The 14,049-nt window shown below is 72.3% G+C and carries 13 protein-coding genes; 9 read left to right on the forward strand and 4 right to left on the reverse strand.

The window, feature by feature from the left end; all coding sequences use genetic code 11:
- Positions 1-103: 103 nt before the first annotated feature.
- Complete coding sequence (locus tag ACIBHY_RS11005; RefSeq protein ID WP_397306603.1) at positions 104-1,330, reverse strand: C39 family peptidase; 1,227 nt, start codon at positions 1,328-1,330, stop codon at positions 104-106.
- 217 nt (positions 1,331-1,547) lie between these two features.
- Between ACIBHY_RS11005 and ACIBHY_RS11010 the strand changes: the two genes are divergently transcribed.
- From ACIBHY_RS11010 to ACIBHY_RS11040, 7 genes are read left to right on the forward strand one after another with little or no spacing between them, the layout of a single operon-like run.
- The gene (locus ACIBHY_RS11010) at positions 1,548-3,146 is read left to right on the forward strand and encodes an amidohydrolase (RefSeq protein WP_397306604.1); all 1,599 of its coding nucleotides are present in this window, start codon (positions 1,548-1,550) and stop codon (positions 3,144-3,146) included.
- Between the two features lie 15 nt (positions 3,147-3,161).
- Positions 3,162-4,667 (forward strand): ABC transporter substrate-binding protein, encoded by a 1,506-nt coding sequence (locus tag ACIBHY_RS11015; RefSeq protein WP_397306605.1) that lies wholly within the window; start codon positions 3,162-3,164, stop codon positions 4,665-4,667.
- On the forward strand, positions 4,660-5,601 hold the full coding sequence (locus ACIBHY_RS11020) for an ABC transporter permease (protein ID WP_397252312.1): 942 nt from the start codon (positions 4,660-4,662) through the stop codon (positions 5,599-5,601). The genes ACIBHY_RS11015 and ACIBHY_RS11020 overlap by 8 nt, the downstream gene beginning before the upstream one ends.
- Entirely contained in the window at positions 5,598-7,253 is a 1,656-nt protein-coding gene (locus tag ACIBHY_RS11025) for a dipeptide/oligopeptide/nickel ABC transporter permease/ATP-binding protein (RefSeq protein ID WP_397252313.1), read from the forward strand. The genes ACIBHY_RS11020 and ACIBHY_RS11025 overlap by 4 nt, the downstream gene beginning before the upstream one ends.
- The gene (locus ACIBHY_RS11030) at positions 7,246-8,088 is read left to right on the forward strand and encodes an ATP-binding cassette domain-containing protein (RefSeq protein WP_397306606.1); all 843 of its coding nucleotides are present in this window, start codon (positions 7,246-7,248) and stop codon (positions 8,086-8,088) included. The genes ACIBHY_RS11025 and ACIBHY_RS11030 overlap by 8 nt, the downstream gene beginning before the upstream one ends.
- Positions 8,085-9,392, forward strand: a complete 1,308-nt coding sequence (locus tag ACIBHY_RS11035) for an amidohydrolase family protein (RefSeq protein ID WP_397306607.1) — start codon at positions 8,085-8,087, stop codon at positions 9,390-9,392. Before ACIBHY_RS11030 ends, ACIBHY_RS11035 begins: the two co-directional genes overlap by 4 nt.
- A complete protein-coding gene (locus ACIBHY_RS11040) occupies positions 9,392-10,294 on the forward strand; it encodes an amidohydrolase family protein (RefSeq protein WP_397252316.1) in 903 nt (300 codons plus the stop codon). Before ACIBHY_RS11035 ends, ACIBHY_RS11040 begins: the two co-directional genes overlap by 1 nt.
- A gap of 115 nt (positions 10,295-10,409) precedes the next feature.
- Here the strand turns inward: ACIBHY_RS11040 and ACIBHY_RS11045 are convergent, their stop codons facing one another.
- Both ACIBHY_RS11045 and ACIBHY_RS11050 read right to left on the reverse strand, forming a co-directional pair.
- Complete coding sequence (locus ACIBHY_RS11045; protein WP_397306608.1) at positions 10,410-11,438, reverse strand: NAD(P)H-dependent flavin oxidoreductase; 1,029 nt, start codon at positions 11,436-11,438, stop codon at positions 10,410-10,412.
- Between the two features lie 2 nt (positions 11,439-11,440).
- A complete protein-coding gene (locus tag ACIBHY_RS11050; protein WP_397252318.1) occupies positions 11,441-12,040 on the reverse strand; it encodes a flavodoxin family protein in 600 nt (199 codons plus the stop codon).
- Positions 12,041-12,090: 50 nt separating this feature from the next.
- On the opposite strand from ACIBHY_RS11050, the gene ACIBHY_RS11055 reads away from it, so the two are divergent.
- Positions 12,091-12,657: a TetR/AcrR family transcriptional regulator gene (locus ACIBHY_RS11055; RefSeq protein ID WP_397252319.1), complete on the forward strand. Its 567-nt coding sequence runs from the start codon at positions 12,091-12,093 to the stop codon at positions 12,655-12,657.
- Between the two features lie 12 nt (positions 12,658-12,669).
- Here ACIBHY_RS11055 and ACIBHY_RS11060 read toward each other — a convergent pair whose 3' ends face one another.
- Entirely contained in the window at positions 12,670-13,449 is a 780-nt protein-coding gene (locus tag ACIBHY_RS11060; RefSeq protein ID WP_397306609.1) for an alpha/beta fold hydrolase, read from the reverse strand.
- Positions 13,450-13,506: 57 nt separating this feature from the next.
- Between ACIBHY_RS11060 and ACIBHY_RS11065 the strand changes: the two genes are divergently transcribed.
- Positions 13,507-13,962, forward strand: coding sequence for a MarR family winged helix-turn-helix transcriptional regulator (locus ACIBHY_RS11065; RefSeq protein WP_397252322.1), 456 nt, complete (start codon positions 13,507-13,509; stop codon positions 13,960-13,962).
- Positions 13,963-14,049: the final 87 nt, after the last annotated feature.

Here is a 14,049-nt window from a genome sequence, read left to right on the forward strand (position 1 = left end):
GCCAATGACACCTCCGCCTGGGGGGAAGACGGTTGGCCGAGGCTAACCCCGCATGTGCTACGTACCGGTATCCGTCATCGGTACTGAACCTGCGTCCGGCCGGTCACCAGTTGGCGGGCAGGCCGGGGGTGCGGGCGGGCAGGCGGTGGCCGGGCGGGCGGATCACGTAGACGATGCCCGCGCTGCTGGAGCTGCGCAGCCAGACGTTCTCGAAGGCGGCGCGGGGGTAGACCCGGCGCGCGTCGTCGTTCGCCGGCGCGTTGGCCGGGTCGTTGACGATCACGTCGCCGGTCCGGGTGAAGCCGATGACGACGAACAGGTGGCCGTCGGTCCCGTACCCGGCGCCGGGCAGTTCCTCCTTCTTGAACGACTGCGAGGTGACCACCGGGATCCCGGCCTTGATGAACCGTTCGAGCTCCGTCAGCGACCGCAGCCGGGTGACGAACCCGTCGAGCCCGTACCGCCCCGCGTAGGCGGTGTTGAACGGCCAGTTCCCCGCCCCCTCGTAGTCGAGGTCGTAGACGTAGCGGGCGGCGTAGTCGACCTCGGGGCTCGGGTCGCTCGGATCGACCCAGGCCAGGTCGGCGGCGCTCGGCCCCTTGCGCCAGTAGCCCAGCACCATCGCGGTCGAGGTGGGGCTGCACCACGCCTGGCCGCCGCCGTCCCACTCGGGGTAGTGGCCGAGGTGGATGCCCTGCGAGCGCCGCGGCACCTTGAGCTCGACACCCCACGCCCGGCCGCCGGGGCTGACGGGCACGCTCGCCCGGTACGGCACCGCCGACGCCATCGCCCCCAGGGTCCGCACGACGGGCCCGCCCGCCTGGCCGGGCTTGCGGTGCAGCGTGACCCGGAGCTGGTAGGAGTCGACCGGCCGGCCCTTCGCGGCGGCGAACGTGTCGACGTTGACGGTGCCGTCCGCGTCGGCCTGGCCGGGTACGGAGGTGCGGCGGATGTCGGCGTCGCCGTAGGCCCAGCGGCCGAGGACGTACCACTTGGTGCCGGGTGACGTGCCGCGCAGCTCGATCTGGATCCAGGTGCCCGCCGGGGTGTCGGCGGTCCAGGAGCCGATCAGCTCGGTGGCGCCGAATCCGACCTGGGTGTCGCGGCTGGTCCAGCGGGCGTACTCCCAGCTCGCGCCGCCGTACTCGATCATGCCGGCGGGCGCGGCGAAGGTCAGGGCGGAGCCGGCGGCGACGCCCTCGGAGGTGCCCGCGCGAAGGGCAGCCCGCTGGTAGACCACCGGGGGAGGTTGCGCGCCCGCGGCCGCGTGGAGCGGGACGGGGATCGCGGTCAGGAGCAGGGTCACCAGCAGCACAGCCAGCTTGCGCATCGGGCCTCACCTCGGGCGGAAGGTAACACCGCCAATACCGCGTTCGCATCGGATGAGTTACGTATGTGGCCACGATTGCGCAATCGATTTCGCTGAAGAAATGCACTGTCGGAAGGGGGTACTAGTCAGATTTTCGGCTACTTTAGAGCAAACGATTGACATCCTCTCGCTTCACATGGACACTCAGCCGCAACGTCGGTGTGAAGGGACCTCCGAGTTGGCTACTTCGGACCTGCTGTTGATGAACGCCCTGGTGACCACGCTCGCCGAGGACGGAAGGACGCCCGCCGAGGCCTCCGCCGTGCTCATCAGGGACGGACGCGTGACATACGTCGGAGAGGACGCGGTCGCCAGAACGATGGCCGGCCCCGCGGTCCCCGTGATCGACGCCGGGCGGCGCAGGGTGGTGCCCGGCCTCATCGACGGGCACACCCACTTCGTCCGCGCCGGACTGACCTGGAACGACGAGGTCCAGTGGGGCCGCGAGCCCACCCTCGCCGGAGCCCTGGAACGGATCGCCGAGGCCGCCGCCGACCGCCCGCCCGGCACCTGGATCAAGGTCATCGGCGGCTGGCATCCCGAGCAGTTCGCCGAGCGCAGGGCGCCCACGCGCGAGGAACTGGACCGCGCCGCCCCCGGCCATCCGGTCTTCGTCCAGCTGGGCTACTCGTGGGGTCTTCTCAGCACCGCCGCTCTGCGCGAGGTGGACCTGGGCAAGGCGGCCGCCGAGGGCCTCGACGCCGCCGCCGTCGATCCGGCCGGCGTGCTGCGCGGCATGGCGGCGATGCGCTGGCTGTACTGGCAGCTGCCCGTACCCTCCCCGGAGGAGCAGGTGGCCTCCACGGCCGCCGCCTCCCTCGCCTTCAGCGCCGCCGGGATCACCGGGCTCATCGACGGCGGCGGCGCCAACACCGGCCCCGACGTGTACGCCGCCCTCTACGAGACCTGGCGGCGCGGGCTGCTCACCGTCCGGGTGCGCACGACCGTGCACGCCTCGCGCCCGCACGCCGAGCCGGAGGAACTACCCGGCTACCTGCGCTATCTCGCGCCGGGCTTCGGCGACGACATGCTCAGGGTCCTCGGCATGGGCGAGATCGTCCACTACAACGTGCACGACGGCTTCTCCCGCAGCCCCGACCTGTCGGAAGGCTCGCTCGAAGCCCTGTACGCGACCTTCGCCGACTGCGCCCGCCGCCGCTGGCCGGTGCAGATCCACGCCATCAGGGCCGACACCATCGAGGCGATCGTGGGCCTGTGGGAGCGGCTGGACGCCGAGATCCCGCTCGCGCCGCTGCGCTGGGCGATCGTGCACGGCGAAGGCATGAGCCGGGCCACGGTCGAGCGGGTGGCCAGGCTCGGCGCCGGCGTGCTCGTGCCGGCCATGCTCAGGTTCGAGGGGGCCGAGCTGATCGAGGCGTGGGGCGAGGAGGCGGTGCTCCAGGCGCCGCCGCTGCGGGCCCTGCTCGACGCGGGCGTGCCGGTCGGCGGGGGCACCGACGCGATGCGGGTGGCCTCCTACCGGCCCTTCACCGCCATGCACTGGTACGTCTCCGGCCGCGAGATCGGCGGAAAGCGGATCAGGGCGGCGGACAACCTGCTCACCCGTGCCGAGGCGCTGCGCATCTGCACCGGCGGCAGCGCCTGGTTCAGCTTCGAGGAGCACCAGCGCGGACGGCTGGAGCCGGGCCTGCGCGGTGACCTGGTGGTGCTCGACAAGGACTACTTCACCGTGCCAGAGGACGAGATCCCCGGAATCGGCGCCGAGCTGACCGTGGTCGGCGGCGTCGCCGTCTGGGCCGGTCCCGCGTTCCGTTAGAGAAGGAGAGCCGTCATGTCCTACCGCAAGCTCGTCGCGGCGGCACTCGTGGCCGCGGCGATCACCGCGTGCTCGGCCCAGAACACCGGCCCGGCCGCCGCGCCCGCCGCGGCGGCCGGAGGAACGCTCAGGTTCGGCGTGGGCTTCACGCTCGACGACTGGGAGCCGTTCAACAAGCCGAACAACACCTACGTCTCCGCCGTCTTCGAGCAGCTCGTCGAACAGGCGCCGGACGGCATCGAACTGCTGCCCAGGCTCGCGACCTCGTGGAAGGCGACGGGCGAGCAGGTGGAGTTCACGCTCAGGACCGGTGTCGTCTTCCATGACGGCACGCCGTTCGACGCGCAGGCCGTCAAGGTCAACCTGGAGCGGATCCGCGACAGCATGACCGAGTTCGCGACGATCATGAAGCCGGTCGAGGAGATCCTCACCCCCGACGCCTCGCACGTGGTGCTCAAGCTGAAGCGCCCCGCCCCGGCGCTGCCCGCGCAGCTGGCCAGGACGGGCGGCTACATGCTGAGCCCCAAGACCATCAAGGACGGCACGTTCAAGACCCAGCCCGCCGGAACCGGCCCGTGGAAGTACAACGCCGCCCAGTCGATCCGCGACTCCAAGGTCGTGCTCGACTTCTTCGACAAGTACTACGAGCCGGACAAGGTCGGCCCGCGCCGCCTGGAGATCCACACGATCGCCGACGACGACAGCGGCTACAACGCGCTCGTCACCGGCCAGGTGGACGTCGTCTCGGTGGCCGCGCAGTACAAGAAGCGCGCCGAGACCCAGGGCCTGAAGTCGCTGTGGTACCCCGGCCTGCGCTACCACTTCCTGTTCTTCGACCGCAAGGACACCTTCGCCGACCCCCGCGTACGGCAGGCCGTCTGCCACTCCCTGGACACCAAGGCCCTGCTCGACGGTCAGTTCGAGGGCCTGGGCGAGAGCTACCCGCAGCGCTTCAGCGAAGGCCAGCCCGGCTACAACCCGCAGGTGCTCGGCTACACCCGTGACGTGACCAAGGCCCGCGCCCTGCTGGCGGAGAGCGGCGAGAAGGACGTCAGCTTCACCTTCCCCGTCTTCCCCGGCACCGAGCTGCTGGGCGAGCTGGTCCGCAGCCAGCTGGCCGAGTCCGGGATCACGGTCAAGGTGGAGAAGATGTCGATCCCGCAGTACTTCTCCACCTTCGACCGGTACCCCGCGGCGTACAACACCAGCAACAGCGAGAGCACCGGCCCGCTCGACTACTACGCCTACAGGTTCGCCCCGGACGGCGGCGGCAACCCCTACAAGACCGGCTCCCCGGAGCTGGAGAAACTGGCCGAGCGGGCGCTGGCCGGCGGCACGGACGCCGAGCGGGAGGACCTGTACCGGCGGATGACCCAGATCATCCACGACCAGGCACTCGACTGCGGCTTCTTCAGCCGCCCGATCACCTTCATCTGGGACCCGCGCAAGGTGGACAACATCGTGCCGACCCGGTTCGAGCCGTCGGTCTTCCGCTACAAGGAAGCCCGCATCCATGCGTAAGCTCATCCTCTCCCGGCTGGTCGCCCTGCCGCCGATGCTGCTGCTGGTGTCGGTCGTGGTGTTCCTGCTGACCCGGGTCGGGGTGGACCCGACCCGGCAGATGCTGGGCGAAGGGGCGAGCGAGGCGCAGCGGGCGCTGCTGCGCCATCAGCTGGGCTACGACCGGCCGCTGGTGGTGCAGTTCGGGTCGTGGCTGGGCCAGGTGTTCAGGGGCGATCTCGGGACCTCGTTCTTCACCCAGCAGCCGATCGTGTCCAGCCTCGCCGAGCGGCTGCCGGTCACGCTGGCGATGGTGGCCGGCGGCACCCTGCTGGCGATCGCCGTCGGCGTGCCCGCGGGCGTCTGGGGCGCGCTGCGCGCGGGCTCGGCGATCGACCGGCTGATCACCGCGGTCACCTCCGCCGGGCTGGCCATGCCCGGGTTCTGGCTGGCCCTGTTGCTCATGCTCTTCTTCGCGGTGGAGCTGCGCTGGTTCCCGGTGCTCGGATTCACCCGGTTCGCCGACGGGCCCGGCATGTGGGCGTACGGGCTGGTGCTGCCGTGTGTGGCGCTGGGGCTGCACTCGGCCGCGGTGATCGCCCGGCAGACCAGGGGCGCCATGGCCGAGACGCTGCGCGCGCCGTACGTGCGGGCGCTGCGCGCGGTCGGCACGCCGCGCCGCAGGATCGTCTACCGCTACGCGCTGCGCAACTCCATGGTGCCGATCCTGACCGCGGCCGGCCACGAGGTCGTCGTGCTGCTCGCGGTCAGCTTCGTGGTCGAGCGCGTCTTCGCCATCCCCGGCACGGGCACGCTGATCCTCGACGCGGTGGTGCGCAACGACGTGCCCGTCCTGCAGGGCGGGATCGTGCTGGTCGCCTGCCTCGTGGTGCTGATCAACCTGGCCGTCGACATCGGCTACGGGCTGCTCGACCCGAAGGCGAGGCCGCAGTGAGCGCCGTCTCCCGGCTGCTCCGGCAGCCCGCCACGGTCGTCTGCCTGGCGTTTCTGCTGCTCCTGGTCCTGGCCGCGGTGGCCGCGCCGTGGCTGGCGCCGTACGACCCGTCGGCCGTGAACGTCACGGGCAGGCTGGAAGGGCCGAGCGCCGCGCACTGGCTGGGCACCGACGAGCTGGGCCGCGATCAGCTCTCCCGGCTCATCTACGGCACCAGGATCGCGCTGCGCGCCTCGGTGCAGGCGGTGGGCCTGGCCCTCCTGCTCGGCGTGCCCGCCGGGCTGGTCATCGGCTACTTCGGCGGCTGGTGGGACCGGGTGGCCATGCGGGTGGTGGACGCGGTCAGCTCCATCCCGGCGCTGCTGCTGGCGTTCGGCGTCATCGCGCTGCTCGGGCGCGGCCTGACCAACGCGATGCTGGGCGTCAGCGTCATCTTCGCCATCCAGCTGCTCCGGCTGACCCGCGGCATGGTCCTGGCCGAGCGCGAACTGCCGTACGTGGACGCGGCCCGCGTGCTCGGGCTGTCCGCCCCGCGCATCATGTTCGGCCAGATCCTGCCCAACGTGGCGGGGCCGCTGATCGTGCAGTCCTCCATCTACCTCGGCTTCGCGCAGCTCTTCGAGGCCATGCTCAGCTTCCTCGGGCTCGGCGTGGACGTGGGCGACGCCTCGTGGGGGCAGATGCTGGACCGCTCGCGGGCCTACGTGGGCGACCAGCCGTGGCTGCCGGTCTTCCCCGGCCTCGCCATCATGCTCACGGTGCTGGCGTTCAACCTGATCGGCGACGGACTGCGCGAGGCCATGAGCGGGGCGCGGGCACCTGCGCCCTCCTGGAAGCCGCCGCCGGTCCGGCTCGTGCCCGCCGTACCCACGCGGGCGCTGCTGTCGGTGCGCTCGCTGAGCGTCGCCTTTCCCGGACCGGTCACCGTGGTCGAGGACGTGAGCTTCGACATCGCCGAAGGTGAGGTCTTCGGTCTCGTCGGCGAGTCGGGCTCGGGCAAGACGATGACCGCGCTCGCGCTGGCCGGGCTCCTGCCGCCGCCGGGCGCGGTGACCGAAGGCAGCGTACGGCTGGCCGGACGCGAGCTCCTCGGCCTGCCCGACGACGAGCTCGCCACCCTGCGCGGCCCGGAGATCGGCATGATCTTCCAGGACCCGCAGTCCGCGCTGTCACCGGTGCACACCATCGGCAGGCAGCTCATCGAGCCGCTGCGCACCCACGAGGGCCTGTCCCGCAGGGCCGCCCTGGACCGGGCCGCCGAGCTGCTGACCCTGGTCGGCGTGCCGGACGCCCGGCGCAGGCTCGGCGACCATCCCCACCAGTTCTCCGGCGGCATGGCCCAGCGCGTGGTCATCGCCAGGGCGCTGGCCGCGGGCCCCCGGCTCCTCATCGCCGACGAGCCCACCACGGCGCTCGACGTGACCGTGCAGTGCCAGGTGCTCGACCTGCTGCTCGACCTGCGCGAACGGTTCGGCATGACGATCCTGCTCATCACCCACGACCTGGGCGTGGTGGCCGACGTGTGCGACCGGGTCGCGGTCATGCGCGCGGGCGGGATCGTGGAGCAGGCGCCGGTCGGCGGACTGTTCACCGCGCCGGAACACCCCTACACCGCCGCCCTGCTGGCCGCCTCCGGAGGTGCCCATGCCTGACCGGCCGCTCCTGCGCGTGGAGAACCTGCGGGTGAGCTACGAGACGGGCCGCACCCTGTGGACGGCCCGCCGCTTCGACGCGGTGAAGGACGTCAGCTTCTCCGTCGCGGCGGGGGAGACGTTCGGCCTGGTCGGCGAGTCGGGCAGCGGCAAGAGCACCACGGGCAGGGCGGTGCTCAGGCTGGTGCGCCCGGCCGCCGGGACGATCGAGTTCGACGGCCACGACCTGGGCGCGTTCGGCGCGCGTACGCCCCGCTGGTACCGGCAGGCCGTCCAGGTCGTCTTCCAGGACCCGCTGGCCTCCCTGAACTCCCGGCACCTGGTGGCCAAGACGCTGACACTGGCCCTGCGCGCGGGCAACGACGGCGGCACCGGCGGCGTGGACGAGCTCCTCGACCAGGTCGGGCTGGCCCGCGAGCTCGGCGGACGCTACCCGGCCGAGCTGTCCGGCGGCCAGCGCCAGCGGGTGGCGATCGCGCGGGCGCTGGCCGTACGGCCCCGCCTGGTCATCTGCGACGAGGCCGTCAGCGCCCTCGACGTCTCCACCCAGAGCCAGATCATCGAACTGCTGCTCAAGCTGCAGCGCGAACTCTCGCTGAGCCTGCTGTTCATCTCCCACGACCTGGCGGTGGTCCGGCGGATCAGCCACCAGGTCGGCGTGATGCACCTCGGCAGCCTGGTCGAGCAGGGCGGCGCGGAAGAGGTCTACCGGCGGCCCCGCCACCCGTACACCCGCATGTTGCTGGACTCGGCGCCGGTGCCCGACCCCGTCGTCCAGCGGGAGCGGCGCGCCCGCAGGCGCACGCCGCGCGAACTCACGGAAGAGGAAGCATGACGATCCTGATCAGAGGCGGACACCTGCTGACCATGGACGACGCCATCGGCGACGTGCCCGGCGGCGACCTGCTCATCGACGGCTCGGCCATCGTCTCCGCGGGGCCGGCCGACCCCGGCGTGCAGGCGGAGGAGGTGATCGACGCGACCGGGATGATCGTGCTGCCCGGCTTCGTGGACACCCACATCCACCTGTGGCAGACGGTGCTGCGCGGGCTGGCCTCGGAGCTGTGGCACGGCGAGTACTTCACGTCGGTGCTGCCCTACCGCTCCAGGTTCCGCCCGGAGGACGTCTACGCGGGCGGCTTCGCCGGAGGCAGGGAACTGCTCGGCAACGGGGTCACCACCGCGCTCGACTTCTGCCACTGCATCGCGACGCCGCGGCACTCCGACATGGCCGTGGCCGGGCTGATCGACTCCGGCATCCGCGGCGTGCACGGCTACAGCCTGCGCGACAAGCCCCCAGGCCACTTCACCTCCCACGACCAGCGGCTCGCGGACGCCGTACGGGTGCAGGAAGGGCTGGGGCACGACCGGGTCTCGCTCATGCTGGCGCTCAGCGACCTGGAGACCGTCGACCTCGCGACCAGCGCCAAGGAGGTGGCCTTCGCCCGCGAGCGGGGGCTGCGGATGACGATCCACTCCAACTACGCGGGGCAGATCACCGCGATGCACGAGGCGGGGCTGCTCGGCCCCGACCTCGTGCCGGTGCACGGCAACGTGGTCACCGACGAGGAGATCAGGATGCTGGCCGACGCCGACGCCACCCTGTCCTCCACCCCGGCGGTCGAGATCGGCCTCGGCTCCTCCTTCTCGATCGTGCGCAGGGCCGTGAAGCTCGGGCTGCGGGTCGGCTGGGGCTGCGACATCGTCACCTATACCGACGCCGACCTGCTCGGCCAGATGCGCCTCGGCTACCAGCTCACCTGCTACCTCGACAGCGAGGAGGAGCGCTCGCAGGGCCGTGACGGCCGCCGCCGTCCCGGCGTCCCGACGCTGACGGCGCGCGAGGTGCTGCGCATGGCCACCGTGAACGGCGCGCGGGCCCTCGGCCTGTCCGCCCGGATCGGCAGCCTCACCCCGGGCAAGGAGGCCGACGTCATCCTGGTGAAGGCGGGCTCGCTGGCCGACCCGGCCGCCCACGTGCTCATGCAGTGCAACGGACGGGACGTGGACACCGTCCTGGTGGCGGGCGAGGTGCGCAAGAGGGCCGGGCGGCACGTCGGGCTCGACCCGGAGCGGCCCGGCGTGCTCGTCGACGCCGCCCGCGCGCACGTGCTCGCCGAGTTCCCCAGCCACGACTGATGCGCGTCGACTTCCACGCCCACCTCTGGACCGACGACTACCTCGACCTGCTCGACTCCTGCGGCCGCGCGGCCACGGCGGTCCAGCGCGGCATGGGAGCCGGCACGTCCCGGGCCGAGATGGCCGCGCGCCTGTCGCTCATGGACGCGGCCGGCATCGACCTGCAGGTGCTGTCGGCGACGCCGCAGGCGGCCGACTTCGCCGATCCGGCCCACGCGCTGACCGCCGCCCGCCACGTCAACGACCTGTACGCCGAGACCGTGCGGCGGTGGCCTGACCGCTTCGCGATGCTGGCCGCCCTCCCGCTCCCGCACGCCGGCCTGGCCGCCGCCGAGCTGGAGCGGGCCATGGACGACCTGGGCGCGGTGGGCGTCGCGATCAACTCCGCCGCGCTCGGGCACACCTCGCTCCTTCCCGTGTACGCCGAGCTCGACCGGCGTGGCGCCGTCCTGTTCGTGCACCCGGCGGGGGAGTTCGCGGCCGACCCCAGGCTGCGGTGGGCGGTCGGCGCGCCGGTCGAGGACACGGTGGCGGCCATGCGGCTCATCGTCGACGGCGTCCCGCTCCGCCACCCGGGGATGCGCATCGTCGTCCCGCACCTCGGCGGGGCGCTAGCGATGCTGGCCGAGCGGGCCGACCACCAGATGTCCGGGCTGCCGGAGCCGCCCAGCGTCACGGCCCGCCGGATGTTCTACGACACCGTCTCCCACGGCCACGTGCCGGCCCTGCGCGCGGCCGCGCAGACGTTCGGCGCCGACCGCCTGGTCCTGGGGACGGACTTCCCGTTCCTGAAGGGGGAGCTGTTCACCGGCGCGGTCTCCCATCTGGCGGAGGGGTTGAACGCGCAGGAGGTGGAGCAGGTCACCCGGCGGACCCCGACGAGCTTGCTGACGCGCGGCTGATCCCGGCTCGGTCCGTGACGCCGGCTCGGTCCGTGACGTCGGGTCGGTCTGTGACGTCGGGTCGGTCTGTGACGTCGGGTCGGTCTGTGATGCCGGGTCCGTCTGTGATGCCGGCTCAGTCTGTGGTGAGGGCGGCCAGGACGTCGGCCGCCCTGGCCGCGCGGGCCAGCGGGGCCGCCTGGCCCGCCCACAGGTTGACCAGGCCGGGCAGGCCCCTGGCCGCTGCTTCACGGCGGATCGGGAGCATCAGGGCGTTCTGCACCGGGTAGGGCGGGACGTCCTGTTCGTGGGGCTCCATCTCGCGTAGGAAACGGTTGGGGATGGCGCGGGCCGTACGCCCGGAGAACAGGCGCGTCAGGACGGTCACCCGCGCGTCCGGCCCGAGCAGCGCGTCCTTGTGCGTACGGCTCGCGCCCGACTCCTCGGTGGCCAGGAACGCGGTGCCGACCTGCACACCGTCGGCCCCGAGCGCCAGCGCGGCGCGCACCCCGCGGCGGTCGGCGACGCCTCCGGCGGCGATCACCGGGATGTCCACGGCGTCGGCCACCTGCGGCACCAGCGAGAACGTGCCCACCAGCGACTCGCGCACCGGCCGCAGGAACGCGCCCCGGTGGCCGCCGGCGTCGCTGCCCGAGGCGACGACGGCGTCCAGCCCCGCCTCGCGCAGGGCCACCGCCTCCTCGACCGTGGTCGCGGTGCCGATCGTGACGACGCCCGCCCGCCTGGCCCCCTCCAGAACCCATGCGGGCGGCACGCCCATCACGAAGCTGATCACCGGCGGCGCCGCCGCGAGCAGCGCCTCCGCCTGCTCGGCGAAGCCGGGGTGAGCCGCCCGCGCGGGCGGCTCGACCCCCAGTTCCTCGTAGTACGGCCGCAGCCGCTCCACGTCCGCCGGTACGGCCCGCAGCCCCTCCTCCTCCGCCAGCGGCACCCACAGGTTGACCGCGAACGGCCGCCCGGTGGCCGCCTTCAACTCGCCGACCAGCGACACGAGCTCGTCGGCGCCGAGGATGTGCCCGCCGTAGGAGCCGAGCCCGCCGCCTTCCGACACCGCGGCCGCCAGGGCGACCGACGACAGCCCGCCGCCGAACGGCCCCTGCACGACCGGATGCTCGATGCCCAGCAACTCCTGGAGCCTGCCCATGGTCAGGCCACCGCCCGTTCGTGCCGCCCGCGGGCGAACTGCGCGGCGGTCGTGGCCACGCGCCGCCCGAGGTGTTCGGCGGTGCGCAGGTCGGACTCCATCGGCGCCGCGTCGGGGCCCAGGTCGGAGGGCGACTGCGCCATCGCGCCGAGGAAGCCGCCGAGCCGGTTGAGGTCCTGCGGGGAGCCGCCGGAGGTGTACAGCCAGCCGGGCGGCAGCCCGAGCGTCACCCAGTGCATGCCGTGCTGGGCGCCGAACAGGGCGAGGGAGGTCAGGGTGTTGAGCTTGTCGCCGTTGACGCCGGCGGAGTTGGTGAAGCCCGCGCCGATCTTGTCCCGCCAGCCCATCTCGCTCCAGACCTTCACGCTGGCCTCGGCGAAGGACTGGAAGGCCGCCGACTGGCTGCCCATGTACGTGGGGGTGCCGAAGATGATCGCGTCCGCGTCGGCCAGGGCCTGCCAGAGCGCCTCGTCCAGGACGCTCACGTCGCGCAGGTCGGCGCGGGCGCCGTCAACGGAGTCCACTCCTGCGGCCACGGCGCGGGCCTGGCGGGCGGTGTGGCCGTAGCCGCTGTGGTAGGCGATCGCCACTGTTGTCGTCATGAGACGGACACTAGACGACCGGTCAACTATTTTTCAAGTAGACTGCTCTCATGGGACGACAGAGTGACGCTCGCGAACGCCTCCTCGGCGCGGCCTGCCGGCTGATCCACAGCCGGGGCTACTCCAGCATCGGCGTGGCCGAGATCTGCGCGGAGGCCGACGTGCGGAAGGGAAGCTTCTACCACTTCTTCGACTCCAAGCAGGCGCTCACGCTGGAGGTCATCGACGCCCACTGGGCCGGTCAGCGCGCCTCCTGGCAGGCCATCCTGACCGCGGCGGCCCCGGCCGAGGACCGGCTCGAACGCCTCTTCCGCTCCCAGGCCGACGCCCAGCGCCAGACCAAGCAGAGCACCGGCGTGGTCAACGGCTGCCTGCTCGCCAACCTCGCCCTGGAGCTCAGCAACCAGGACGAGACGGTCAGGGCTCGGCTGCGGCAGATCTTCGACGAGCAGGTGGAGCTGGTCAGAACCGCCCTCGGGCCGTCGGGCACGCCGGAGACCGCCCGCGCGATGGTCGCCCAGCTGGAGGGCATGGTGTTGTTCGCCAAGCTCGGCAACGACCCGTCGCTCCTGGACGGTGTCTGGACCCAGGCCAGGCTGCTGCTGTCCTCCTCGTAGAGGTGAGGTCCGTCAGGTGTGTTCGCGGAGGAAGTCGGCGAGGATCCGGTTGTAGGCCACCGGCCGTTCCATGTTGGGGTGGTGCGCGGCGTCGCCGATCGTGACCGCGCGGCCGTGCGGGACGCTCGCGGCGAGCCGTTCCGCCATCCCCACGAGGTCGGGCGAGTCGAGGGCCCCGCTGATCGCGAGCACCGGAACCTCGATCTTGGCCGCACGCTCCCAGGTGTCGCGCACGGGCACGAGCAGGTTGGGCTCGCCCGCGGCGTGCTTGGACATGGTGCCCGTGGCCATGGCGCGCAGCCGCCGGGCGACGTCCGGGTCGAGGCCCTCGGGCCCGAGGTGCGGACCGGCGGACAACGTCATGAACCCCTCGACGGAACCGCAGAGATCCCCCGCGCCCATCGCGGCCTGCCACGCCGTCCACTCCCGGACGGTCCAGGGATCGGAGTAGTACGGCTCGCTCGTCCCGGCCCCGCTGACCACCACCGCGCTGACCAGATCGGGATGCTCGATCGCGGTGTCGACCGCGATGCCCGCGCCCATGGAGACGCCGGCCAGCACGGCGGGCCAGGCGCCGAGATGCCGCAGCAGCGCCGCGAGATCGTCGGTCTGCCGGTACGGCCGCGCCGCGTTGCCCGAGCGCCCGTGCCCCCGGGCGTCGGGCGCGATGACGCGGTGACCTGCGGCGAAGACCGGAATCTGGTCGTCCCACATGTGGTGGTCGAGGAAGCCGCCGTGCAACAGGACGAGCGGGCGGCCCTGGCCCTGGTCGGTCCAGAAAATGTCGTTCATGACACCTAAGGTGTCATTTCTGCGTGAGAATGACAACTCGGGTGTCATTATGGTGGAGTGAGTGAGACAGAGAGGGCCGAACGGCTCGTCGCGGTGTTCGACCTCGTCGGCCCGCTGTACCGTCGGGCCTGGCGTCAGGTGGAGCAGGACGCGCCCGTCGAAGGGCTGACGGTGGGGCTGCGGGCCGTGCTCAGCATGCTCAGGCAGAACGGGCCGACGACCGTCCCGCAGCTCGGCCGGACGCTGGCGCTCAGCCGCCAGTTCGTGCAGCGCACCATCAACGACGGCGCCGCCCTCGGCCTGGTGGAGTCCGTGCCCAATCCGGCGCACAAGAAGTCCTCGCTCATCCGGCTCACCGGCCGGGGCGCCGCCGCCGTCGACGCCCTGGTCGGCCGCGAGCGCGCCGTCCTGCGCGAGGTCGGCCGCGACCTCACCGACTCCGACGTCGAAGCGTGCGTCCGCGTCCTCGCCCGCCTCCTCCACCACCTCGACGACCCCGCCCCAGCCCACTGAAACCACCAGCGGTACCCCCGGCGAACCGCCACCGCCCCACACCTCACCACCCAAGCCGACGCCGCGCCCGGCGAGGGGGCGCGCCGG

The organism is Nonomuraea sp. NPDC050547 (assembly GCF_044457345.1).
GTDB lineage: Bacteria > Actinomycetota > Actinomycetes > Streptosporangiales > Streptosporangiaceae > Nonomuraea.

What these genes read in the sequence shown, in the direction of transcription:
- ACIBHY_RS11005 (WP_397306603.1), bottom strand. Translation starts at nt 1,330, where the DNA reads ATGCGCAAGCTGGCTGTGCTGCTGGTGACCCTGCTCCTGACCGCGATC.
- ACIBHY_RS11015 (WP_397306605.1), top strand. Translation starts at nt 3,162, where the DNA reads ATGTCCTACCGCAAGCTCGTCGCGGCGGCACTCGTGGCCGCGGCGATC.
- ACIBHY_RS11020 (WP_397252312.1), top strand. Translation starts at nt 4,660, where the DNA reads ATGCGTAAGCTCATCCTCTCCCGGCTGGTCGCCCTGCCGCCGATGCTG.
- ACIBHY_RS11030 (WP_397306606.1), top strand. Translation starts at nt 7,246, where the DNA reads ATGCCTGACCGGCCGCTCCTGCGCGTGGAGAACCTGCGGGTGAGCTAC.
- ACIBHY_RS11035 (WP_397306607.1), top strand. Translation starts at nt 8,085, where the DNA reads ATGACGATCCTGATCAGAGGCGGACACCTGCTGACCATGGACGACGCC.
- ACIBHY_RS11040 (WP_397252316.1), top strand. Translation starts at nt 9,392, where the DNA reads ATGCGCGTCGACTTCCACGCCCACCTCTGGACCGACGACTACCTCGAC.
- ACIBHY_RS11045 (WP_397306608.1), bottom strand. Translation starts at nt 11,438, where the DNA reads ATGGGCAGGCTCCAGGAGTTGCTGGGCATCGAGCATCCGGTCGTGCAG.
- ACIBHY_RS11050 (WP_397252318.1), bottom strand. Translation starts at nt 12,040, where the DNA reads ATGACGACAACAGTGGCGATCGCCTACCACAGCGGCTACGGCCACACC.
- ACIBHY_RS11055 (WP_397252319.1), top strand. Translation starts at nt 12,091, where the DNA reads ATGGGACGACAGAGTGACGCTCGCGAACGCCTCCTCGGCGCGGCCTGC.
- ACIBHY_RS11060 (WP_397306609.1), bottom strand. Translation starts at nt 13,449, where the DNA reads ATGAACGACATTTTCTGGACCGACCAGGGCCAGGGCCGCCCGCTCGTC.